The sequence below is a fragment of the Sphingobacterium tabacisoli genome (assembly GCF_017908035.1).
Classification (GTDB): Bacteria; Bacteroidota; Bacteroidia; order Sphingobacteriales; family Sphingobacteriaceae; genus Sphingobacterium; species Sphingobacterium tabacisoli.
The window spans coordinates 238381-263300 of the sequence record NZ_JAEQMU010000004.1 but is presented as its reverse complement, the minus strand read 5'-3'; the positions used below and the strand labels follow the sequence as shown (position 1 = coordinate 263300).

Below are 24920 nucleotides of genomic sequence, written 5' to 3'. Positions count from 1 at the left end.
TCGGGGTATCGGTAACCATGCTGACTATCCAGACCGTAGATGATGAATCTAGGAGGAAACAAACAAATATAACCGAATAATTATATACAAATATGATAAAAATATTTAATCTAGTTTTGATATGCTCAACATCCTTGATGTTGGCTAGTACAACTGTGCAAGCTCAATGGACCGGGCCTAAGGAAAAGCCGACACAGCAGGTTTCGCTTACATATGGACCGATAACTTCTGCTCACCGGATGGATGCTAACATGGAAGCGTTTCGGAATTACGGTCTGGGCCAGTTTATCCACTGGGGAGTATATGCTATTCCCGGAAATGAGTGGGAGGGTGTAAGCGCCCGTGGCGGCGCGGCAGCCTCTGAATGGATCCGGAGCTGGGGTGGTGCTACTGCTCCAAAAAACTGGAAAAATACCTACGATAACCTATACAAACAGTTTGCAGCGAAGGATTTTGATGCTAAGAAATGGGCTAGGCAGGCAAAAGAAATGGGAGCAAAATATCTGATATTTACCACAAAGCACCACGACGGCTTTGCGTTATGGCCTACGAAATACTCCGAATATAATATTACTCAATCTCCGTATGGAAAAGATATCGTTAAAGAAGTCGTGGATGCGTATACGGCGGAAGGAATAGACGTTTATCTTTATTTCTCTGTTCTGGAATGGAATAATCCTGATTATATGGGAAAAGTACCACAGACAGCCGAAGAAAAGCAACGCTTTGGTCGATTTCTGGATTATACGCGCAATCAGTTAGTAGAGCTATCGGATAACTATCCAAAAATCAAAGGGTTTTGGTTTGATGGTACCTGGGATCCATCTTGGAAATCGGCATATGACTTTACCTACCAACTGGAAAAAGAACTTAGAGACCGTCATCCCGGATTAGTGATTGGTTCCCGCTTTAGAAATGATGAAAACGGATCGAGACACTTTGATACCAATGGTAGGCTACTCGGGGATTATGAACAAGGGTGGGAACGTAAACTGCCTCAACAGTTTGAATGGTTGGATGGTAATGATTGGGATGCAGTTATGACTATACCTCCAAATGGTTGGGGATATATGAAAGATTGGTCTGGATTATATACCAAAACGACTGATGATATTATTGATATGTTGATGCATGCTGTCTCTATGAATGGGAACTTCGTACTGAACTTTGGGCCAGATGGTAATGGTAAGATGCATGTGGGAGAAGATAAGGTCTCAAAAGAATTAGGCGATTGGATGAAGCTTAACAGTGAAGCGGTGTATGGGGTTAGACATGCAGATTTACCTCTTTCAAAGTTGGGGTATTATACGCAAAAAGGGGATGACTTGTACCTTACTGTAATGAATAGGCCGGTTAATGATATCGTGCGTATAGCAGTCCCTAAAAATACTAAAGCTGTCCCAGTGCGAGCATCGTTGTTAACGACTAAACAGTCTCTACAGGTTAAGCATGCAGATATAGGTTTGGATCTAGACAAGAACACTTATTATGATATTCTATTGCCCAAGAAATTTAAATCAAACCAGGCATTTGTTATCAAAATGAAATTGGGAGCCCCACTATCAACGACTGATAAATTGATGGATGCCAAGATGTAAATTTATACCAACTGGGTAATAATAATATAATAGATTTTAGGAAAATTTAAATAACTATACCATTATGTCGATAACTTTTGAATCTAGGTACGCAATTGGCCCCAATGAAAGCAAGTCCTTGGACACGAGGGGACTGCGAGGTAATTTTTTGATCGAAAAACTATTCTTTGAGGAGAAAATACATTTTGTGTATAGCCATTACGATAGGTATATGGCAGGAGGAGCTTTTCCCGTAACACAAAAAATAAAATTAGAGGCCATCGAATCTCTTTTAAAAGAGCCTTATTTTCTTTCCCGTCGCGAACTCGGTGCCATAAACGTAGGAGGACCGGGCAAGGTAGAGGTAGATGGGCAGGTTTTTGAGGTAGGTAACAAAGAAGCCTTATATATAGGCAAAGGGGCAAAGGAAGTCTATTTCAGTAGCGACGATGTAGCAACTCCAGCAAAATTTTACTTAAATTCTACTCCAGCTCATCATAGTTATCCTACCAAAAGGGTTACCAGAGCGGAAGCTAATAAAATAGAATTAGGGAATATGGAAACAGCGAATCATCGTACCATCAACCAGATGTTACTTCACACTGTAATTCAAACATGTCAACTTCAAATGGGAATGACCGAGTTAAAGCCTGGGTCTGTTTGGAACACGATGCCTTCGCACACACATGACCGTCGTATGGAAGTTTACTTCTACTTTGATGTGCCTGAAGGACAGGCTGTCTCGCATTTTATGGGGCCAGTTGATGAGACTAGGCATATCTGGATGCATAACGAACAAGCGGTCATTTCTCCTCCCTGGTCTATACATTCTGGTGCTGGTACGAGCAATTATACTTTTATATGGGGGATGGCAGGAGAAAATATGGACTATGATGATATGGACAAGAGTCTGATTACAGATCTGAAGTGAAGAATATAGCAATGAAGAAGATTTTTTTCACCATAGCAATAAGCTGTGCTGTATTTCTATCGGTACAGGCGCAGAAGACGATTTATGTAACAAATCCTACCGATCTGAATCGGATGGAAGTAATCTCTATTCCTTATGGCTCTTTTGCAAAGCATTTTGGTGTAGACACTATTTTTAGCATAAGGGACAAAAGTTCTGGTCAACTTGTAGTCCACCAACTTGAAAAATTGGGGAACGAGGTGGTCAAGAACGTGTTGGTTCAAATAAAAATTGCTCCAAACGCTGAGCTGCGGCTTACTGTAAATAAAGAACCGGCTCTTGCTGTTAAATCAAAAACGTATGCACGCTATGTTCCTGAGCGTTTTGATGATTTTGCCTGGGAAAACGATCTCGTGGCCTTTCGAATGTATGGTAAAGCACTTGAGGGGCGAAACGATGATGCACAGGGGATGGATTACTGGGCAAAAAGAACCGAAGACCTCGTGATTGACAAATGGTATAAGCAAAATGATTATCATAAAGATCATGGAGAGGGGATGGATTACTACTCTGTGGGACAAAGCCTAGGTGCAGGTGACTTAGCTCTTTATTATGATAATAAAATTCACTTTACAAAGCATTATAGGCAATATCAAATACTGGACAATGGTCCTTTGCGGACTTCTTTTCGCCTGATCTTTGAGCCACAGGATATAGCAGGAAAAATGGTGTCTCTAACCAAAACAATTTCCATAGATGCAGGTCAACAGTTCAACCGGATTGAGGTAATCTTAAAAAGTGAAGGAACAAAAGAAACACCATTAGTTGTTGGTATTGCAAAGCGAAGTGAGAGCGAGCCAAAGTTTGAATACGATGCTTCCGAAAGGACGTTATGGTATTGGGAACCCGATTTCAATAACTTCGGTCATACAGGAATAGCCCTATTCGTGCCTAAAGCAAAAATCCAGTTTATCTCTGATGATCTGAAGCAATACCTATTAAAGACAGAAGTAAAAAATGATACCCCATTTGTTTATTACAATGGTGCTGCCTGGAATAAAGCAGAGAAAATAACATCAGCAGCGGCATGGGGAGATTATGTCGAAGACTTTGCTGAATCCATTAAGAAACCTTTAAAAATAAAATTAAAATAAGTAAATACATGTCTATTATGAATTCTTTTGACCTATCAGGCAAAGTTGCAGTTGTAACGGGATGTAAACGTGGTATAGGAAAAGCCTTGGCCGAGGCGCTCGCAGAAGCGGGGGCGGATATCATTGGTGTATCAGCTTCATTAGAACAAAGTGGTTCTGCGGTAGAAAAAGCGGTCCAGGATCTAGGGCGTAAGTTTTATGCCTATCAATGCGATTTTTCGAAGCGGGATGACCTATATAGCTTTATAAAGCAGGTAAAGCAGGATCATCCGATAATCGATATTTTATTCAATAATGCTGGTAATATTCTTCGTAAACCGGCTGCAGAGCATCCCGATGAGTACTGGGACGAAATTATTGAAATTAATCAAAATGCTCAATTTGTATTGACACGTGAAATAGGGAAGGACATGGTTGCGAGAGGTTCAGGTAAAATTATCTTCACCGCTTCGCTACTAACGTTTCAAGGTGGCATCAATGTCCCAGGGTATGCTGCTTCAAAAGGAGCTATTGGATCATTAACCAAGGCTTTTGCCAACGAGTGGGCATCTAGGGGGGTCAATGTAAATGCTATTGCTCCAGGATATATCGCTACGGACAATACGGAAGCACTTCGGAGCAATCCAGATCGTGCTGTATCCATTCTTGAGCGTATACCCGCAGGAAGATGGGGAGAACCGCAAGACTTTAAGGGACCAGCCGTATTTTTAGCATCTAAAGCTTCCGATTATGTACACGGTACTATTTTGGCCGTAGATGGTGGCTGGATGGGTAGATAATATCTGGTAGAATTTCTGAAAGAATGTAGGAAAACCTTTCGATTTTCCTACATTCTCTTACGATAGCAATAGGGAATGAGTTTAGAATTCATTTTCGCCAGAGGGCATTATAACCCTAAGGTAAGTGGTTTACCTTCCAGCAATCTCTTGTAACGTAATAAAGCCTCAACATAATAATAGTCAGCGTAAGTCAACGGAACATCTACTTCAGAATTTCCAGGTAGAGCACCGACACTATGTTGTAGAATATAGCCTCCATTTTCGCCATAGTTTGCCTTGTAAGGCGTGTTAGAAAGATTTCTTAATATCGTTTCTGCAGCTGTAAAATAACGGCTACTTTCGCTTCCCTTAGTGTATTGAGCCAATTCCAATAGTGCAGAAGCATACAAAGAAGCGGCCGATACATCCCTTAGAGCTCTATTTTTATACATTTTGCTAGATGTAGGAATCTTATCCATATCAAAATCCCAATAGGGAATTAGATCTTTAGGCAGATTTGGGTGATTAAGAATATATTTAGCTACATGGCGAGCTTGATTCAAAAAGGCCTTTTGCTTCGTCTCTCTATACATCATCGTGTAGCCATATAATGCCCATCCTTGGCCTCTCGACCATGCAGACTCATCAGCTACCCCTTGATGTGTTTTCTTAGCCAACACTTTTGGACTGTTTTTATCATAATCAACGACATGATAGGAACTGTAATCTTTTCTGAAGTGATTTTGTATGGTGGTGTTTGCATGATTAATAGCTATTTTTTCATATTTACGATTCCCTGATAATTTAGACATTTCAGCCAAAAACTCTAGGTTCATCATATTGTCTATTATTACAGCATAGTTCCATGTACCCCAGCTCCAGGATTTTATGACCTTATGAATATCACTATAACGGGAAGCCAGAGACTCGGCACCTGTTAGCAATACTTCCTTATAGGAGGAATCCCCCGTCAAACGATAAGCGTTTCCAAAACTACAGTAAAGCATAAAACCTAAATCATGCGTACCTTTATTGTTTTTTTCTTTAGCAAGATAAACCAATTTTTTTTCAGCCTCATCAAGTAACCGCTGATCACCTATTCCCTCATATAAATAAAGTAAAGTTCCAGGGTAAAAACCGGAACACCACCAATCCGAATTGCTATATTTTTGTTGACCATTTTCGAAAGTCTTTGGGAATTTATCTTCTGGAGTATTTTGGACCAACACTTGGATTTGCTTAGCGGCATCTGATAGTTGTTTGTCTATGAACTCTAGGTTGATGGTGGTTTTTTGTGCAAAAGTAACTGGAAGAAATAGTAATGTTTGAAAAAGGAATATCAAATGTATGTGTTTTAAAGTTTTCATATATTATATAGGTTTTAATTACAAGGATACGACTTATAGACGTTATAGGGAAAACTAACTACGCCAACGTTTTCGTAAATAACATGGGCGTAAAACTGTAACGTTACCTATATTGCGTTTGTATTTTACTCCTATGCAACGATATGTCAAGTTTCTAACCTGCCTGAAGATTTATAAACTTAGTAATCGATCAAAAGGGAGTCACGATTAGAATTTTAATTGATTAATGAGAACTTTTTTAGACGACAACTTTTTACTGAAGACTGATACCGCTCAGGAATTATATCATCAATACGCGAAGAATCTCCCTATTATAGATTATCACAACCATCTACCGCCTGTTGAAATAGCCCAAGATACAAAATATGCAAACTTGGGACAGTTGTGGCTGGCTAACGATCACTACAAATGGCGGGCTATGCGTTCACATGGTATTCCTGAAAGATATATCACAGGCGATGCTTCGGACAAGGAGAAGTTTTTAAAATGGGCTGAGACTGTGCCTTACACAATGAGAAACCCTTTATATCACTGGACTCATCTAGAGTTGCAGCGCTACTTTGGTATTACAGAACTCTTATCACCTAAAACAGCAGAATTTATCTACGAACGAGCGAATGAACAGATCGGCCAAGCCGATTTCTCAGCTAGAGGATTGTTGGAACGAATGAATGTCGCGGTGGTCTGTACCACTGATGATCCCATAGATACCTTGGAACATCATCAACAGGTATCTAAAGAAGAGACATCTTTTAGGCTATTACCTACGTTTAGGCCTGATAATGCAATGCGGGCAGAGGATACGGTGTCCTTGAATGCATATATAGTGAAATTGGAAGAAGTAGCTGGGCTATCTATAGGTAACTTTAAGCAATACCTAGATGCGCTCAAACAGCGCCATGATTTTTTTTCCTTATGTGGTTGCTCGATTTCCGATCATGGATTGGGACAGATATATACGGAAGCTTATACTGATGCTGAGTTAGAAGTTATTTTTAATAAAATACGAAATAGTAGACAACTCACAGAAGTCGAGGTGTTGAAATTTAAATCTGCGCTATTAGTGAATTTTGCGGAATGGAACTATGAAAAAAATTGGGTACAACAATACCACTTGGGGGTAATGCGTAATAACAGTAGCAAGATGTATGAGCGAAAGGGGAGAGATACAGGACATGACTCAATCGGTGATTTTAAACAAGGGCCATCATTATCTCGTTTCTTAGATGGGTTGGATTATCGGGGAAAACTTACAAAAACCATATTATATAACTTGAATCCTGCGGATAATGAGCTATTCGCTAGTATGGCTGGTAACTTTAATGACGGCACCGTGCGGGGTAAGATTCAGTTTGGATCGGCTTGGTGGTTTCTTGATCAGAAAGACGGTATGATTAAACAGATGAATGCACTGGCAAATATCGGTTTAATCAGCAATTTTGTAGGTATGCTGACAGATTCTCGAAGTTTTCTTTCTTTTCCGCGGCATGAATATTTTAGACGGTTGGTCTGTGATCAATTTGGTGACGAGATGGAGCGAGGTGAGCTACCTAATGATATGGAGTGGATTGGCAAAATAATAGCAGATATTTGCTATTACAATGCACGGTCATATTTTAGGCTATAATGAGCAATGGAGAAAAGACCTGAAAACCACTAAAACAGTAATTTATAAACCTAAATAAAATGAATGTGAACACAGCTAAGGTAGGAAACTATAGGTGGGTAATCTGCTCTCTTTTGTTTTTTGCAACAACTATCAATTATATGGATCGGCAAGTATTGAGCCTTTTGAAGCCAACATTGGAAGAAGAGTTCAATTGGTCAAATAGTGATTATGCTGATATTGCTGCCATATTTCAGTTTGTTTATGCGGTATCTATGTTATTCGCAGGTCGGTTTGTGGATAGAATTGGTACTAAGTGGGGCTACGCCTGGTCAATTATATTATGGTCCGTCGGAGCTATTATTCATGCCTATGCCATATCTATAGGCGATGGAATAAATCAAGTATTCGAGTGGATAGGTATAGCAGCACTACCTGTTTCCATCATCGGTTTTATGTTTGCGAGGGGAGTGCTAGCAATAGGTGAGGCGGGTAATTTTCCCTCGGCGATCAAGGCTACCGCAGAATATTTTCCTAAAAGTGAACGTTCCTTTGCCACTGGTATCTTTAATTCCGGAGCGAATATTGGCGCTATTTTAGCTCCGCTATCCGTTCCTTGGATTGCAAATCATTGGGGATGGGCTACTGCATTTGAGATTGTCGGTGCACTTGGTTTTATTTGGTTAATTTTTTGGTTCATCTTCTATGAAACACCTGCGAAACAAAAGAGAATGGGGGATGAAGAACGCGCTTATATTAGTAAAGACCAAGAAGAGGACAAGAGAAGAAGAAAAGCAGGATTGTCAGAAGAGGACGAAAAACCTGTTTCGTGGCTTAAATTATTGAAATTTAGACAGACTTGGGCCTTTACGTTAGGCAAATTTATGACGGATGGTGTGTGGTGGTTTTTTTTGTTCTGGTTACCCGGATATCTTAAAGACCAATACAATATTGTTAACGAGGATATTATGTTGCCGCTAGCCGTATTGTACAGTATGACCATGATTGGTAGTGTGGCAGGAGGATGGTTTCCTAAATATTTTATAGCTAGGGGATACGCTGCGTATGATGGTCGTATGAAAGCAATGCTTACGATTGCGTTCTTTCCTTTATTGGTTTTATTGGCACAACCTCTAGGAGGAGTTAGTTTTTGGTTGCCCGTTTTGCTGATAGGTATAGGTACTTCTGCTCACCAAGCTTGGAGTGCGAATATATTTACCACGGTTTCTGATATGTTTCCGCGACGGGCGGTAGCATCGGTGGTCGGTATAGGAGGTATGGCTGGAGGAGTTGGTGGAGCGCTGATTACTAAGCTCGGCGGATATCTGTTTGACCATTATAAATCTTTAGGACATATAGAGACAGGATATACCATTATGTTTAGTATCTGTGCTATTGCCTATTTGGCTGCTTGGTCAGTGATGAAATTACTAGTGCCAAAAATGAAGGTTATTAGTTTCGATTAAATTTCAAATTGGAAAGCTTATTTTATGAACGAAAACGTTTTCGTATATATGTCTCTCCCGAGAAGTAGATTTCTTAATTAACTTGATTATTATTGTATTAAATATAATTAAATTATGAGCATTTTAGAACGTTTTTCTTTATCAGGACGGGTCGTTGTCGTAACTGGAGGGACGGGTATTCTTGGTAAGAATTTTGTAAAAGCAATCGCTGAGGCCGGTGCGAAAGTTTGTATTATAGGCAGAGACTTAGCTAAGGCACAAGAGCGTGTTAAGTTAGTCGAAGAACTGGGATCTGAAGGTTTAGCGATAGCAGGAGACGTGTTAGATGAACAGTCTATGTTGGCAGCCTGTCAGCAGATCCTTGACAAATGGGGTACAATTGATGCTTTGGTTAATGCCGCAGGTGGGAATATACCTGGTGCTACTATAGGTCCAGATCAGGATTTATTTGCTTCAAATGTGCAGGATACAATAAAAGCGATTGAATTAAATCTGTTCGGTACGATAATACCTACGCATATCTTTGGAAAGATTATCGCAGAGAAAGGAAAGGGAGTGATTATCAATATCGGCTCTTTGTCTTCTAGTCAGGCTATAACAAGGGTATTAGGATATACAGTTGCAAAGAATGGTATTGTGGGCTATACCAAGTGGATGGCTACTGAGTTGGCTTTGCGCTATGGAGATAAGGTGCGTGTCAATGCTATTGCTCCTGGCGTGTTTTTGACCGAGCAAAATAGGACATTATTGACCAATCCAGATGGGACATTCACCGAACGGGCACAACGTTTTGTTAATGGTACTCCCTATTCCCGTCTAGGTGATCCCAGTGAATTAGAGGGTACTCTTATTTATTTGTTGAGTGATGCATCTGCTTTTGTTTCTGGAGAGACCGTGTACGTAGACGGTGGCTTTAATGCATGGACAGGCGTGTAATTAAAAGGAAAAAAATGAAGAAATTTGAACAAACTTGGAGATGGTACGGACCCGATGATCCAGTGTCTTTACAAGATATTAGACAAGCTGGCGCTGCAGGTGTCGTGACGGCTTTACACCATGTACCTCATGGAGAAGTATGGACAGTAGCAGATATTCTTGAACGGAAACGTATTATAGAGGAAAGTGGACTTTCCTGGTCCGTTGTTGAGAGCGTACCAGTACATGAAGTCATAAAGACTAGAGGTAGCGAAGCAAAGCGATATATTGAGAACTATAAACAAACACTTGAAAACCTTGCTTCCTGTGGGATATATATCGTTACCTACAATTTTATGCCTGTATTAGATTGGACGCGGACGATGCTCGATAAGGAAATGGAAAATGGTGCAAAGGCACTCTATTTTGATTGGGTCGACCTTGCTCTATTTGATATTTATATATTGAAAAGAAAAGGAGCTGATAAGGATTATTCAGAGGAAATCGTAACTGCTGCTAAGAAGGGCTTTGAACAGCGTTCCGAAGAGGATTTGGCCGCCCTAACTCATGTGATACTAATGGGGATTCCTAGCGAAAAAGATATCTCGTTAACAGATCTTCAAAATAGTTTAGACATATATTCAAACATAGGACTTGATGGACTTTTAAGCAATCTCTTGTGGTTTTTAGGAGAAATTCAGGAGGTTTGTGAGGCCAATGGAATACAGATGGCATTGCATCCAGACGATCCACCTTATCCGATTTTAGGTTTGCCCCGGATAGCTAGCAATAAAGAGGACTACCTTAAAGTAATAAACGGGGTAGACAGTCCTTTTAATGGAATTTGCTTTTGTTCTGGATCCTTAGGAGCTGGAGCGGCTAATGATGTCTTGGATATAGCTCGTGCTGTCAAGCACAGGGTTCATTTTGCGCACTTTAGAAATGTTAAGAAGGATCATATAGGTAATTTCTATGAAGCAGACCATCTCGATGGCGATGTGGATATGCCTGGCCTTCTCCGAATATTTGTTGAAGAAAATCAAAATAGGACGCGTCCTATTCCTTTCCGACCTGACCATGGGCATCAGATGCTAGATGATCTGCATAAAGTCACGAATCCCGGATATTCTGCCATAGGCAGATTGCGTGGTTTGGCCGAATTAAGAGGAGTAGAGCAGGGCCTGATAGCCCTTATGTAAGTGCCGTAGATTTTCGGAGCTGGATAGAGGTTTCTAAAAGAATAGTTTGAAAATCTATCTGGCTCCGCTCTTTTTTTGAGTTTATAAGATCCAAAAGTAACTGTAATGCGGTACTAGCCATTTCTTCTGTAGGCTGGTGAACAGTAGATAGTGCTGGGTTAAGACTATTTGCAAACTCTATATTTGAAAAACCAATAACCGCAATTTCTTTAGGCACCTGTATTTTTAGATCTGCAAGAACTCCAAGTACACGTGTAGTTAACGTCTCCGTTGTACCCAAAATAGCATTTGGAGCATCGTCGGAACACATACGCCCTGTAATAATTTCTTTCAAACTCTCATCTATTGTTGTTAAAGATTTACTGTAATCTATATGGATGATATTTTCTTCTTTAATGGGGATACTATAATCTTTGAGTGCCTTTTGGTATCCCTCTAAGCGGTATTGTGTTACTCCAAGATTTTTACCACATAGCACCATGATATTCTTTCTATTTATTTTTATGAGTTCTTCTGCTGCCATGTAGGTGCTTTTCATGTTGTCTATACCTATTTTGTGCGTATCTAAGTTGTAATGTATACGGTCAAATACAACTACTGGACAGTGATTGGCATGGATACTAGATAGCAATTGCAGATTTGATGTCTCACTTACCGGAGCTATCAAGATACCGTCTACACCTTGATTGGTTAGTGTTATTAGCGCCCTTTCTTCATCCTTTTCATTATCTATACTTTGCATAAGGATAATGTTGTAACTGTTGTATATTGCGCTTTGATGTAAGTATTGTAATAGTTGAGCAGCGAAAGGAGTACGGATACTCGGTAACAGTACACCGATATTGTTCGTCTTTCCTAATTTTAGATACTTGGCTAAGGGGTTGGGTTGATAGTTATGTTCTTGTGCAAATTCTTTTACTTTCTTCTTGGTTTTTTCACTGATTTCATAACTGTCATTCAATGCTTTTGAAATAGTAGATGGAGATAAATTTAATCTTTCTGCGATTTCTTTTAAGGTAATTTTGGCCATGTTAGTAGATTCCTCCTGGCTCTAATATACAAAGAAAAGGGCTTAAATAAGCCCCTTTCTTTATATTTATCTTAAGTCGACTATTTCGTAGTTTTTGAATTTGTCTTTTGCAAAAGTAAAAATACTTTCATCGAACTTCTGACCTAGATATAGCGATTTAATCGTATAGGTAAACCGGTTACTGGACTTGTCAAAAATCGTAACGTCGTGTATATGGTTATTTTCGTTGATACGTAGTTTTATCTTAAAATAGTTTGTTTTCGTATCCAGGGGAGATAATTCTACTACACGCAGGGACTCCGTTTTACCGTTTTTGCTCAACTTCTCTACTGGCATCGATATGTACTTATATCCTTTTTTGTAGAAGGAAAAAAGGTTGTTGGGGCCTATCGTGCTATCATCGTGCTCCGCATCAGTTATCTGAACTTCCTTGATATCGTGGGCGATATTCCATACTGTCTTTCCATTAGACAATATCTCTTGATCTTCCATTTTGATGGCATATTGTTTTTTAGGCTTGTTGAAATACATAACTCCTGTGTTGCTATAAGCCGTTTTGTTCGCATCTTGCACAGTCAGATCAAATTCCGAACGAATTGTTTTATAAGAATCATATTTCTTAGAAACTTCATTTAGCATTTTTGTCGCTGCTGGATCGGTTTGTGCTATGGAGAGAGCTGCAATTGCAGTACAAATCAATGTAAGAATGTGTTTTTTCATATGTGTATAAGTTGCCTTTTATCTGTCACATGGAATACTCATGGGCTTTTGTGCTTCGATAGACATGAGTATTTCATTTTAATCAGCTTTTCTCAAAGTTTCTAAATACTGTTCTAATGAGTATTCATCTGGATATAATACTTCGCGGGCCTTACTACCTTCAAATGGCCCTACGATACCAGCTGCCTCCAGTTGATCGATGATTCTCCCTGCTCTGTTATACCCTAATTTTAGTTTGCGCTGTATCAGTGAGGTTGAACCCTGTTGATGCATTACGATAAGACGGGCTGCTTCTTCAAAGAGCTGATCTCTCTCAGACATGTCGAAATCCATCGATCCAGACCCTTCACCCGATTCATCTACATATTCAGGTAGCATGAATGCCGACGGGTAGCCACGCTGTCCTCCGATAAAATCAGAAATGCTTTCTACTTCTGGAGTGTCCACAAACGCACATTGTATCCGTATAAGGTCACTTCCTGTAGCCAAGAGCATATCCCCACGACCGATAAGCTGGTCCGCTCCTCCCGAATCCAAAATTGTCCGAGAGTCTACCTTCGATAGTACTCTAAACGCTAGCCTTGCCGGGAAATTGGCCTTGATTGTACCCGTAATAATATTGACGGATGGACGCTGTGTCGCAATGACCAAGTGTATCCCAACAGCCCGGGCCAATTGTGCTAATCGTGCAATAGGCGTTTCAACTTCTTTACCGGCAGTCATCATTAAATCTGCAAACTCATCTACAATAAGAACTATAAAAGGTAAGAATCGATGTCCCTCCTCAGGGTTTAATCTCCTATTGACAAATTTTGCGTTATATTCTTTTAAGTTACGTACTTGACCATTTTTTAGTAAGTCGTAACGCTGGTCCATTTCGATACAAAGCGAGTTCAAGGTATTGATTACCTTTTTTGTATCCGTGATAATAGCATCTTCTTCTCCTGGTAGTTTGGCTAGAAAGTGTCTTTCTACTTTTTTAAACAAGGATAGCTCCACTTTTTTTGGATCGACCAGGACAAATTTTAGTTCAGCCGGATGTTTTTTGTAAAGCAGAGAGGTTAATATCGCATTTATCCCCACCGACTTACCTTGACCTGTGGCTCCGGCCACCAAGAGGTGAGGCATTTTTGCCAGATCAGCAATATAGACTTCATTGGATATGGTTTTTCCCAGTGCAATAGGCAAATCCATATCTGTCTTTTGAAATTTTTCGGTTGAGATAACCGAACGCATAGAGACCATTTCGGGAGTACTGTTTGGTACTTCAATTCCGATCGTTCCCTTGCCGGGCATAGGAGCAATAATCCGTATACCTAGCGCCGCTAAACTCAAAGCGATATCGTCTTCCAGATTTTTAATCTTTGAAATCCGTACTCCAGGTTTGGGAATGATTTCGTACAAAGTCACTGTAGGGCCTACCGTTGCTTTGATATGTTCTATCTCTATACTGTAATTTCTTAATGTTTCAACAATCCGGTTTTTGTTGGCTTCAAGCTCATGCTGGTTGATTGTGATTTTGCCAGTACCATAGTCCTTTAGTAGCTCTAGTGTAGGATGCTGATAACTTGATAAATCCAGTTTAGGGTCGTATTCTCCAAACTGAGCGACCAGATCACTTGCTGATATAGACTTTTCTTCTTTTTGTTCCTCAATAACTAAAGTTGGCTCTTGGCTCTCTTCCTGGCGAGGTTCAATATCAAGAGGCGGATCTATGGACAATTCTATTGTTGTATTATCCGAAGATGCAATCGCTTCTGTTTGAGCTTTTGCCTCAAAGTTGACACTGTTGATAATCTCTATATCATCTAGCATTGGGTCTTCAATCTCTTCTTCTTGATTGTCTTCTCGTAGATGCGCGTACCTGTCATTTAGACTTGGAGAAAGATTGGCAGATAGGTTGGGCGTATTTCTACCCCGCAAAGTGTTTGAAACTTCTATTACCGCACCATCAATATTAATTTCTTCCTCTTTTTCTGAGCTTGGGACAGGTTGATTCTTTGGCGTAGAGACTCTGTTTATTTGGATCGGTTCTTCATCCTCCTCTTCTTCAAGGCCTACATTATCGGATTTATTGATCGATTGAAATGATAATTTAAGATCAAGATTATATATCAGTATCAATGCCGTGAGATACGAGAATATTAAAAGGCCTCCTACACCATATTTTCCGATTTGTGTGTTTAGTAACTGATTGGTCCAGAAGCCAAACTTCCCCTCTAAGATATGTGGTGTCTCCGTTATATATTCTTGTATAAATCCAAGCGTGACGGAGAGAAATATGATTCCGATAAAGGAATAAAGAACGGTTTTCCATACCGGAAGTATTGATTTTTTATAGAGCAGTTTATAACCAACTACAAATAAAATCAGGATAAAAAGAAACGAAGCGATTCCGAACCACTCGAAAATAAACATATTGGCAAGCAGGGCACCTAACTTTCCTAATTTATTTTCGACAATTGGAATTTCCAATCCTTCGGTTTGAAGTTCTGCACTGGTATCAAATAGTGTTTTCCATCCTCCGTTGGTCGCCGCAATATAGCTTTGATCCTCTTTCCATGTAAAAAGGTAAGATGTAAAAGCAACCGCCAGTAAAAAAGAGCTTAATATTAGGAAAAGACCTATTATTTTTAATGCTTTTCTTTGGCCCTCGGAAAAATCAATGTTGTCGAAAGATTTTACGAATGAGGGAGTCTTTTTAGTCGATGTTGTCGCAGTATTCTTTGCCTCTTTAGTACTTCTACTCTGACTGCTGTTTTTAAATGTATTGCCTTTGTATGCCATGAAAATGTTATACTTTACCTTATACAAACTTATTAAAAAAAAACATAGAAATGCAGTGTTGCCGTTGGATTTATAAGGTATCTGTAGCGATTGTTGTATACTGTTCGTTTTAATGATTAAATTAGTATTTTGTTCGTTAGCCATGAGGTATAGATATAATGTTGCGCTTTTTTTGATGACACTGTTTTTAGGTAGCTGTGTAAAGGATGATACAAATCAGATATTTAATAATCCAGGGAGCCTTTCTAGCTTATCCGCCTTTAATGCGGTTCCTAGTACTTCAGAGGTCAATCTTTTTTTAGATGGCGTGCGTTTTAACACTACAAATGAGAAATTTTCTTTCGGTGAGTTTATGCGACATCGGAATAGTTTTCCGGGACAGAAGAAGCTAGGTATTGAAGGGCTGACGACAAAGGGAGAGCCGGTACACGCGTTAAAGGATATAACGTTGCAGGCAGAAAATATATACAGTCTATTCCTTTATGAGGAGGGAGGTATTCAAGTCAAACTTTCAAAGGATAATATCGTAGTTCCTAGGGATGGATATGCGAAGATAAGATTTGTACATATGGTTAAAGATGCACCAGCCCTCAGTATGTGGGATAAGGAGCAGACTCAACCTTTATTTGGGAATATTCCTTTTAAAGATATTACCGAGTTTATCGAAGTAAAGGCAAATGAAAGTTTGAGTTTGAAAATAGTACCTTCTGGAGATCGGAATAAGACTCCAGAGATTTCACAGACTTTCGTCCCGGAAAATAAGGTCTTCTATACGTTGATGGTAGTCGGATTACTGAATGCGGAAAGTAAAGATGAAGAGGTCTCCCTAAAATCTATAAAATTTTAACACCTTTTATCTTCTTCTCCGCTCTTGATTTTGTCGTTCTTGTAAAGTATTTCTCAGTAAATCGTTGAAATCTTCAACAACCTGAAAGAATTGTGAAGCTCGTGCCTGTCCAAGAACTTTGGAAAATTCTTCTCTGTATTTTTTCTTTGTTTCGACTTCTTTGGCGTCGAAAGCAATGACATCACGTTTGCCACCCATAAAAGAATTGGCTTGTTGTGGAGATTCTCCTCTTTTTGCTTTTTTCAAATCTCTTAGCTCATCCATATACTTATTATATATAGGGAAGAACTTTTGCGCTTCATTTGGGGTAATCTTTAATTCTTTAGTAATATAGGCAATCTTCTCACTTTCAATTGCTTCAAAGTTTCTTTGTTGTGCAAATGAAATCGAATGGAAAGACAGTAGTGCAAAAAACGCAATTAAAATATACTTTAACCGTAACATTATAACATGTAGTTTAAATATTCCTTTATATCCTCGTCGTCTATTGAATTATCAATATGATCTTGGCTCGTTTTCTCTTGTTCTACAAATTTTGTGAGATGTATGAGCTCTTCTCCTTCTGAAACCTGGGCGAGATATTCTAAAATTTCTTCATCACTTACATCGCTCACATTGATTTTCGATGTGCTAGTTTGCAAATTGGGAGTCGCATCGGATGATGGAGTTTGCTTCAACGCAAAATAAGAACCGAAGCCAATAAGAAATAGCACAGCTGCAGCAGAAATATAGCTAGACAAGCTTCTTTCTCTGTTAATAGCAATTATCTTTACTCCTTCATCTTCGCCATCCGCAGATATTTTACTTGTAATCTTGCCAGTTAGTGATTGAAAATAATCTGCCGGAGTCAAATAACCATCTGTTGTGACTTTTGACCTCAGGAATTCTTCTGATCGCTGTGCAGTAATACGATTTTCCAAAGTTGCAAAATAGTCTGTCGGAACGGTGAAGCCACTCTGTACAACAGATTCTTTAAGATTGATCTCTGAAATTTTAATGCGTATTGAATCTTCTAGGCTTTCAAAGTAATTTTCCGGTACTTGATAAGATAAAGTAGCCACTTGTTCTTTGAGTTTCTGTTCAGATTCTTTTAGAAAAATGGATTCTTTTAGTTGTCCAAAATATCCCTCAGGCACCGTATACCCACTTGATTCCAGTGAAGAACGCTGAATACCGATTTTAATTTCTGCTCGTATCAGTTCTTCCTGTTTAGCAAAGAAATCCTCATTTGTAGAAAAAGGTGTGACACGTAGTGCATCCGGAAGGTTATTCTCTTCCATTGGCTCGTTATATGTGTCTCTTTGATTCATGGTCTATGTATAGATGCTTTCTCGGACTAAAGGTTTAATCGTTATTGTTAAAAAAGTTTTCAACTTTCTTAACCGCTAGATGGTATGAAGCTTTTAGCGCTCCCACACTTGTTCCCAGTATTTCAGAGATCTCATCATATTTGAGGTCTTCGAAATACTTCATGTTAAATACCAAGCGTTGTTTTTCGGGAAGCGTCAATAGAGCCTGTTGTAGCTTCATCTGTGCTTTGTCTCCATTGAAGTAGGTTGTATCCGCTAAAGTCTCAGAAAGATAAGAGGAATTATCATCGTCAAGAGAGACATTTTGTTTTTGTTTTTTCTTGTTCAAGAAAGTAATACATTCATTTGTAGCAATACGGTATAACCAGGTATACAGCTGAGAATCCTCTCTAAATTTCTCTAGATTACGCATATCTTGATAAAAACATCTTGGGTCACGTCATCCGCATCGTCATGGTTGATGACCATGCGTCTGACGTGCCAATATATTTTCTGTTGGTATTTTTTTAACAAATGACTGAACGCATCTTCACGTGTACGTTCATCAGCAAACATAGCAATGATTTGCGCGTCTTCCATTTGAATTACTTTCTACTGATAGCTTTACGTGCTGCAGCAACAATGCTGTTGGCATTTAGGCCATATTTTTCCATTAGTTGCGCCGGTGTACCGGATTCTCCAAAACTATCGTTTACAGCAACATATTCTTGAGGTGTAGGTAGTTTTTGAGCAAGTACCTGTGCGACACTATCTCCAAGTCCGCCTAGGCGGTTGTGCTCTTCTGCGGTTACGACACACCTAGTTTTGGCTACAGATTTTAAAATCGCCTCCTCGTCTAGTGGTTTTATGGTGTGGATATTGATAATCTCTGCGTTGATGCCTAATTTTTCAAGTTCTTCACCAGCTTGTATGGCCTCCCAAACTAGATGACCTGTTGCAATAATGGTAACATCTGTCCCTTCGTTAAGTAAGATTGCTTTTCCTATTTCAAAGGTCTGGTCAGCAGGGGTAAAGTTTGGTACTACCGGACGGCCAAATCGTAAATAGACTGGGCCTTCATGGTTCACTAGTGCGATAGTCGCTGCTTTGGTCTGATTGTAGTCACAGGTATTGATTACTGTCATACCTGGCAACATTTTCATCAAACCGATGTCTTCCAAAATCTGGTGCGTAGCGCCATCTTCACCTAGTGTAAGTCCAGCATGCGAAGCACAGATTTTAACATTTTTCCCAGAGTAAGCTACTGATTGACGAATTTGGTCGTATACACGTCCTGTAGAAAAGTTAGCAAACGTTCCGGTAAACGGAATTTTTCCGCCGATCGTAAGTCCCGCGGCAATGCCGATCATATTAGCTTCAGCAATTCCGATTTGGAAAAAACGCTCTGGAAACTCTTTAATAAAAGCTTCCATCTTTAGTGAACCGATCAAATCGGCGCAAAGTGCTACGACATTGCTGTTTATTTTGCCTGCTTCTAACAGGCCCGCTCCAAAACCCGAGCGTGTATCTTTAGATTCTGTAAAAGTATATTTTTTCATTATATTATAGATGTGAGATAGGAGATAAGAGAATCTTAATCAGCGCTGATTATACTCTTATTTCTACTATCTGATTTCTAAAAGTCTATTAAAATTAATAATCCCCTAAAGTTCTTGGGATTTGGTTTAGAGCAGACGCTAACTGTTCGTCGTTAGGTGCTGCACCATGCCATTTATGTGTTCCCATCATATAATCTACGCCAAAACCCATTTCTGTATGCAATAGTATAACAACAGGTCTTCCTTTTCCAGTACGGGATTTTGCTTCGTCTAAGCCTGCTATCACTGCAGTCATATCATTTCCTTTGGTCACATCTAATACGTCCCATCCAAAAGCTTCCCATTTTGCTCTCAGGTTTCCAAGTGATAACACTTGATTGGTCGGTCCATCGATCTGAGCTCCATTATAATCGACTGTAGCGATTATATTGTCTACTTTATTATGAGGGGCATACATTGCTGCTTCCCAGACTTGGCCTTCCTGTAGCTCTCCGTCTCCCATCAAGACGTAGACTAAGCTATTGTCGTTGTTTAATTTTTTAGCTTGTGCAGCACCTATTGCTACGGATAGTCCTTGTCCAAGAGATCCTGAGGCAACGCGTATTCCCGGAAGATGCTCATGGGTAGTAGGGTGGCCTTGCAGACGAGTATTGAGTTTGCGGAAAGTAGCTAGTTCACTCACCGGAAAATAACCAACTCTAGCTAGGGTGCTATAAAACACAGGGGAGATATGTCCATTGGACAAGAAAAATAAGTCTTCGTTTTTTCCATCCATTTGGAAAGAAGTATCATGTTTCATGGCGTGAAAATACAGCGCTACAAAGTAGTCTGCACATCCTAAAGACCCTCCTGGGTGACCAGATTGACAGGCATGTACCATACGTACGATGTCACGTCTTACCTGAGAAGCGATTTGCTCGAGATTGTTAATATCTACACTCATCTTTAATTGAATTTCATAATGTTTATTCGTAAAGGTAGTGAATTTTGAATATTTAGGGGTATTATTTGCATTTTTAATTGTTGTCGATTATGGAATTGGTATGGATTGTGCATCCCTAGTCAAATCGTAGATTCAAAATGGTTATTAAAACAGAATATCGTATGAAAAAAATTGTTTTTTGTGTTTCATTTTTCGGCATGGTATTGCCTGGTATTGCACAAAACAAGCTCAGTGCAACCGCAGAAGTAAAAGAAGTAACGGTCTATGCCAATGGGGCTCAGGTGCAGAATCGCATTCAGGTAAACCTACCAGTAGGTAGTAGTGATTTGGTGATCAATAATGTGGCCAGCGATTTGGATGAACGGAATATCCAGATTAGTGGGCCCGACTATCTTTCTATACTATCCATAGCCAAGACACGGGCTGAAGATGTACAGGTCACGAATCCTGCCCATCAAAAGCTCAAGGATTCATTGGATTTGTTTACGGCCGACAGAGAATTGTTAGGAAATAAACTAGATGCAGCGCGAGGAGCTTTACAGATTTTGACAAACCAGAATTTGTTGGGCGGTGGAGATGGTAAGATTGATATCGCAGACCTATCGAAGCTGGTGGACTATTATCAGCTTAAATCGGTAAATCTTAATAAGGATATATCCTCCCTGAGCAAAGAAATCGAACAGTTGGATAAACGGATAGCTAAAGTCCGGGAGGGATTACGTCTGTACACCGGAAATGGAGGTCAGCTTAAGTTGCAAATTACTTCCACCCGCAGTGGGAATGTTTCAATGGAAGTACGTTATATGACTTCTGCCGCCAGCTGGCAAGCTTATTACGACTTGAAGGCTGCTTCTGTATCGGCTCCATTGAAAATGTATTATAAGGCTGGCGTCTCGCAAAGCTCAGGAGTGGATTGGCGGAACGCGAAGTTGATTCTGTCAACCGGTAATCCTGCCGTAGGAGGAACCGCGCCAGTCCTATCACCTTCTTATGCTGTAATCCGTAACCTAGATGATGCGATTTTTTCAAATTTAAGTGTACAAAATAGAGCGCAGAATAAGATACAATCTATGAGTGCAAAGTCTATACGGGCAGAGGTAGTAGCAGATGCTAAGTACGTTGAAGAGCTTGCCACTCCAGCCATTAATATGGTCGAAAATCAGTTGAGTACGACTTTCGATATTGAGGTTCCTTATACTATCTTGTCAAACGGACAACCTCATAGCGTAGCACTGAAAGAGTTTTCACAGCCGGCTATTTATAAGTATTATGCCGTGCCTAAATTGGATAAGGATGCTTTCTTGATGGCTGAGATTACCGATTTTCAGAAATTAAACCTTATACCAGGTGAGGCGAATGTTTCTTTCGAAAATATGTTTGTGGGTAAGTCCTACATCAACCCGAACGTAACTGTGGATACATTGAATCTTAGTCTTGGTCGGGATAAGGGGATATCTATAAAAAGAGAACGGATAATGGATCAAAAGAGTACACAGATTTCAGGTAGCTGGAAAAGACAGGTGTTTACCTATGAGATTAAAGTGAGGAACAACAAAGCGAGTGAAGTGGATATCCTATTGAAGGATCAATTTCCTATTTCTACGGACAAATCTATTGAGGTGGAACTTTTAGAAGCCAAGTCTGGGCAGGTTAACACAGAAACAGGAATTGTGACTTGGATGCTCCGTGTGAAGCCAAATGAAACACAAACGTATAGAATAAGCTACTTGGTGAAATCGCCAAAGGATAAGACCTTAGATTTTAACTAAGCTTCTCGTCTAATAAAAAAGGCATCGATTATTTCGATGCCTTTTTTATTAGTTGAATATAGACCATGTAGACCAAGGAACTCTAGATAGTATTAGTATCAATCCGATTGTATACATAATAAAGACAGTTCTGTTTGCTGCATAGCTTTCTTTTGCTTTTTTTGCTTTTGAATACCCAATTGTGATCAATACAATAGCGATAAGCATCGTCAATGGATGCTCAATTACTTTAAAGCGTAATTCAGGACTTTTCATTATGCCTGCAGAGAACATCGTGTGGTATTTAAGTGTGAAGAAGTAAATTAGACCAATCAACAACTGAAGGTGTGCACTGATAAAGCCGATTAATGCTACTTTACGGTTGTAAGGTTTTGCTTTGAAATAATTTGATGCTGTGATTACAATCGAAATAACTAAAGCAATCAATAAGATGATAGCTAATGTAGAGTGTAGGTGTTTCATTCCTGTTAACATGATTTATAATTTAATTTCTCTCTTTTGTTTTTCTCTTCTTTAATAATGATTCCGTCAAAAGTACTACTTTGTTAATCGTTTCTCTCCTAATTCACGAAATTCTGACATAATTTTGAACTGTGGGAACGTTTTTTCCATACTTAAGGTGTACCCAATATCAAAAAACAACTTAATGTCTGCTCGTATTCCTTCAAAATCCCAATTATCATCTAATTCATCAGATGGCGCATGGTATCGGTCCGATAGGGCTGTTCTTCGTTTATTGATTTGTACCGTATCAGTAGATACCAATTCAGTACCGCTCCCCATAAAGAGACCAGGGATACCTTTTTTTACAAAATTGAAATGGTCTGATCTATAGAAGCCACCTGATGTTGGATTTTTCTCACCGTGTACTGTCCGCCCGAACTTATTAGCGGATTGTATGACATAGTCGTCGATTTCCGTTTGTCCAAATCCGACAATAGAGACATCTTTTGTTTCTCCTAAGGGACTGAATGCGTCCATATTTAGGTTAGCGACAGTTTTGTTGATGGGATAGATTGGATTGTTGCTATAATGTGCCGATCCCAATAAACCTTGCTCTTCGGCAGTCACAGCCATAAAGATAATAGTCCGCTCCGGTTTTACCTTAGCAGCTTGAAAAGCTCTCGCTATTTCAAATAATGCAGAGACTCCCGCTGCATTGTCTATTGCTCCATTATAAATAGAATCGCCGTTTACTGCTTCCCCTATTCCTAGGTGATCCCAGTGGGCCGTATAGATAATGGTTTCGTCGGCTCTTTTGGTTCCCTCTAGTTTCGCAATGACGTTGTTAGATTTGGCATATTTTAACGTATTCTTCAACTGTACTGCCGTTGAAATAGCTAGAGGGATCGCTTTAAATCCCGGTTTTTTAGCAGATTCGATTGCATCGGTGCTTATTCCAGAGAGTTTAAATAACTGCTGTGCAGTTTTTGCCGATATCCATCCTTCATATTGTGGTTTTGGATCTGCTGTATTTTTGTCATCGAGGTCCATTTGAGGGCCACTCCATCCCGAGCGGACCACATCCCAACCGTAACTCGCAGCTTTGGTATCATGGATGATTAGTACACCTGTGGCACCTTGTCGACCAGCTTCTTCAAATTTATAGGTCCATCGTCCATAATAGGTCATTGTATCGGCTTTGAATAGCTGTTTGTCATAGTGTCCGGGATCAGAAGCTAAGACAACTACGGTCTTGCCTTTTACATCAAGGTCGGCGTAGTCATTCCAATTGTATTCAGGCGCTACAATTCCAAAACCCGCAAATACCAAATCCGTAGATGCAATATCAGTATGTTCTTCCAATCGCCTCGTACCGATGACATAATCATCCAGATATTGAGCGGATAGAGAGCCGTTTTTGCCTTTAAATGTAAGTGTTGAGGTTACAGGTTTGGACGATATCTCGACCATAGGTACCTCTTGGAAAAAAGAGTCGCCATTTCCGGGCTGTAATCCTAGCGCAATAAATTGATTTTTGATGTAATCGACCGTAAGACTGTCTCCTTTGGTAAATGGCATTCTTCCTTCAAATTTATCAGAGGCTAGATTAGCTACATTATTAGCATAACTGTCCATGTCTATAGCGGCAATAGCAGTGCTATCAATGCCCGATGCATCGTATGAAGTGCTGTTGGTTTGCGTACATCCAATGCATATAAAGAATGTAGATAAGGTGATGAATAGCTGTTTGTTCATATGTGAATATGCTGTTTAAAGTATAGTATTGTGGATTGCAAACTCTAAAATTACAATATTTTTCCCATAATTTGAGCTATTGATAAGAGGCTCTTACAATAGGAACTTAATCTTCAGAGAGGAAGACTTCGGCAATAGGATGAAACAGGTATATTTTGTCGGTATCTATTTCAATGCATTTGTAACGCTTTCGGACCTTTTCCATTTTTTTGAATTTCCGCCCATTTTTTAAGGTGAAAATCGCATGGAGAGGAAGTTCTTCCACCACCGTCGCGCCGTTGGTGTTTTGAGTGTCATGTTTTTTTAACGCACGGTATAGATTTAGATCTGTACATGATGAGGCCGAGGGGTTGCTCATATAAGACGAAATCGCGATGAGTAGATCCGTGGGGAATATAGACAGTTTAATAAAAGGCAGTATGAGCGTAGCAAAGTTCTGTTTCCACTCTTTACCATGTGGTTTGACCGTGCTTTTATAATCCTGATAAGTCTTTAGGTGAGCAAATTCATGGATACTCGTGATTAAGAAAGAGTAAGGGTTGAGGTCGTGGTTTACCGTAATCTGATGAGGGCTACCTCTAAAAGGGGCTCTATAATCTCCTAATTTAGTCTTGCGGCTTCGGGTTACTTTAAAGCGGCATGAAGTATCATTGATCCATTGGGAGATAATGGGAGCTGCAGCCTCAGGCATATATTTACTCAGTTGTTTGCTAAAGTCTGACATGATTGCAAACATATCGTTTTCTTTTCAGATTCAGATTATTTCAATTTCAAATTCGTGAATATAAAGCATTTTATCTAAGTTTGATTTAGATATTTAAATAC

At 39.6% G+C, this 24920-nt stretch carries 21 protein-coding genes and 1 pseudogene; 10 read left to right on the top strand and 12 right to left on the bottom strand.

Annotated features, from left to right (window positions below; all coding sequences use genetic code 11):
- The first annotated feature begins 92 nt into the window (after positions 1-92).
- The 4 genes from JKG64_RS15450 to JKG64_RS15435 all read left to right on the top strand — a co-directional run bounded on the left by JKG64_RS15450 (position 93) and on the right by JKG64_RS15435 (position 4420).
- Complete coding sequence (locus tag JKG64_RS15450) at positions 93-1598, top strand: alpha-L-fucosidase (protein ID WP_210355219.1); 1506 nt, start codon at positions 93-95, stop codon at positions 1596-1598.
- A gap of 64 nt (positions 1599-1662) precedes the next feature.
- Positions 1663-2508 (top strand): 5-dehydro-4-deoxy-D-glucuronate isomerase, encoded by an 846-nt coding sequence (kduI, locus tag JKG64_RS15445; RefSeq protein ID WP_210355218.1) that lies wholly within the window; start codon positions 1663-1665, stop codon positions 2506-2508.
- 11 nt (positions 2509-2519) lie between these two features.
- The gene (locus tag JKG64_RS15440) at positions 2520-3641 is read left to right on the top strand and encodes a DUF4861 family protein (protein WP_210355217.1); all 1122 of its coding nucleotides are present in this window, start codon (positions 2520-2522) and stop codon (positions 3639-3641) included.
- An 8-nt stretch (positions 3642-3649) separates the two neighbouring features.
- Positions 3650-4420 carry an SDR family oxidoreductase gene (locus JKG64_RS15435; protein ID WP_246512627.1) on the top strand — a complete coding sequence of 257 codons (771 nt, stop codon included), beginning with the start codon at positions 3650-3652 and terminating at the stop codon, positions 4418-4420.
- Positions 4421-4527: 107 nt separating this feature from the next.
- Here JKG64_RS15435 and JKG64_RS15430 read toward each other — a convergent pair whose 3' ends face one another.
- Complete coding sequence (locus JKG64_RS15430) at positions 4528-5766, bottom strand: glycoside hydrolase family 88 protein (protein WP_210355216.1); 1239 nt, start codon at positions 5764-5766, stop codon at positions 4528-4530.
- A 226-nt stretch (positions 5767-5992) separates the two neighbouring features.
- On the opposite strand from JKG64_RS15430, the gene uxaC reads away from it, so the two are divergent.
- From uxaC to uxuA, 4 genes are all read left to right on the top strand, one after another.
- Positions 5993-7393: a glucuronate isomerase gene (uxaC, locus tag JKG64_RS15425; RefSeq protein WP_210355215.1), complete on the top strand. Its 1401-nt coding sequence runs from the start codon at positions 5993-5995 to the stop codon at positions 7391-7393.
- A 59-nt stretch (positions 7394-7452) separates the two neighbouring features.
- On the top strand, positions 7453-8838 hold the full coding sequence (locus tag JKG64_RS15420) for an MFS transporter (protein ID WP_246512626.1): 1386 nt from the start codon (positions 7453-7455) through the stop codon (positions 8836-8838).
- Positions 8839-8952: 114 nt separating this feature from the next.
- Positions 8953-9774 (top strand): SDR family oxidoreductase, encoded by an 822-nt coding sequence (locus tag JKG64_RS15415; protein ID WP_210355214.1) that lies wholly within the window; start codon positions 8953-8955, stop codon positions 9772-9774.
- Between the two features lie 14 nt (positions 9775-9788).
- On the top strand, positions 9789-10952 hold the full coding sequence (gene uxuA / locus JKG64_RS15410; protein WP_210355213.1) for a mannonate dehydratase: 1164 nt from the start codon (positions 9789-9791) through the stop codon (positions 10950-10952).
- On the opposite strand, the gene JKG64_RS15405 is transcribed toward uxuA, so the two are convergent.
- The 3 genes from JKG64_RS15405 to JKG64_RS15395 all read right to left on the bottom strand — a co-directional run bounded on the left by JKG64_RS15405 (position 10945) and on the right by JKG64_RS15395 (position 15489).
- Positions 10945-11982 (bottom strand): LacI family DNA-binding transcriptional regulator, encoded by a 1038-nt coding sequence (locus tag JKG64_RS15405; RefSeq protein ID WP_210355212.1) that lies wholly within the window; start codon positions 11980-11982, stop codon positions 10945-10947. The genes uxuA and JKG64_RS15405 overlap by 8 nt on opposite strands.
- Positions 11983-12048: 66 nt before the next feature.
- Complete coding sequence (locus JKG64_RS15400) at positions 12049-12702, bottom strand: LolA family protein (RefSeq protein WP_210355211.1); 654 nt, start codon at positions 12700-12702, stop codon at positions 12049-12051.
- Positions 12703-12780: 78 nt separating this feature from the next.
- Positions 12781-15489, bottom strand: coding sequence for an FtsK/SpoIIIE family DNA translocase (locus JKG64_RS15395; RefSeq protein ID WP_210355210.1), 2709 nt, complete (start codon positions 15487-15489; stop codon positions 12781-12783).
- 142 nt (positions 15490-15631) lie between these two features.
- On the opposite strand from JKG64_RS15395, the gene JKG64_RS15390 reads away from it, so the two are divergent.
- Entirely contained in the window at positions 15632-16336 is a 705-nt protein-coding gene (locus JKG64_RS15390; RefSeq protein WP_210355209.1) for a DUF4397 domain-containing protein, read from the top strand.
- Between the two features lie 6 nt (positions 16337-16342).
- Here JKG64_RS15390 and JKG64_RS15385 read toward each other — a convergent pair whose 3' ends face one another.
- The 5 genes and pseudogenes from JKG64_RS15385 to JKG64_RS15365 all read right to left on the bottom strand — a co-directional run bounded on the left by JKG64_RS15385 (position 16343) and on the right by JKG64_RS15365 (position 20127).
- Complete coding sequence (locus JKG64_RS15385; protein WP_246512625.1) at positions 16343-16780, bottom strand: hypothetical protein; 438 nt, start codon at positions 16778-16780, stop codon at positions 16343-16345.
- Positions 16780-17646 (bottom strand): hypothetical protein, encoded by an 867-nt coding sequence (locus JKG64_RS15380; protein WP_210355208.1) that lies wholly within the window; start codon positions 17644-17646, stop codon positions 16780-16782. Before JKG64_RS15380 ends, JKG64_RS15385 begins: the two co-directional genes overlap by 1 nt.
- A gap of 34 nt (positions 17647-17680) precedes the next feature.
- Positions 17681-18225 (bottom strand): annotated as a pseudogene (locus JKG64_RS15375) (RNA polymerase sigma factor).
- A gap of 5 nt (positions 18226-18230) precedes the next feature.
- The gene (locus tag JKG64_RS15370) at positions 18231-19184 is read right to left on the bottom strand and encodes a transketolase family protein (RefSeq protein ID WP_133585279.1); all 954 of its coding nucleotides are present in this window, start codon (positions 19182-19184) and stop codon (positions 18231-18233) included.
- 94 nt (positions 19185-19278) lie between these two features.
- Positions 19279-20127, bottom strand: coding sequence for a transketolase (locus tag JKG64_RS15365; RefSeq protein ID WP_210355207.1), 849 nt, complete (start codon positions 20125-20127; stop codon positions 19279-19281).
- A 161-nt stretch (positions 20128-20288) separates the two neighbouring features.
- Here JKG64_RS15365 and JKG64_RS15360 point away from each other — a divergent pair, with 161 nt between their 5' ends.
- Positions 20289-21896 carry a DUF4139 domain-containing protein gene (locus JKG64_RS15360; RefSeq protein ID WP_210355206.1) on the top strand — a complete coding sequence of 536 codons (1608 nt, stop codon included), beginning with the start codon at positions 20289-20291 and terminating at the stop codon, positions 21894-21896.
- A 48-nt stretch (positions 21897-21944) separates the two neighbouring features.
- Here JKG64_RS15360 and JKG64_RS15355 read toward each other — a convergent pair whose 3' ends face one another.
- From JKG64_RS15355 to JKG64_RS15345, 3 genes are all read right to left on the bottom strand, one after another.
- Positions 21945-22358 (bottom strand): hypothetical protein, encoded by a 414-nt coding sequence (locus JKG64_RS15355; RefSeq protein ID WP_210355205.1) that lies wholly within the window; start codon positions 22356-22358, stop codon positions 21945-21947.
- Positions 22359-22433: 75 nt separating this feature from the next.
- Positions 22434-24095, bottom strand: coding sequence for a M28 family metallopeptidase (locus JKG64_RS15350; protein WP_210355204.1), 1662 nt, complete (start codon positions 24093-24095; stop codon positions 22434-22436).
- A 106-nt stretch (positions 24096-24201) separates the two neighbouring features.
- Entirely contained in the window at positions 24202-24831 is a 630-nt protein-coding gene (locus JKG64_RS15345; protein WP_246512624.1) for a SprT family zinc-dependent metalloprotease, read from the bottom strand.
- Positions 24832-24920: the final 89 nt, after the last annotated feature.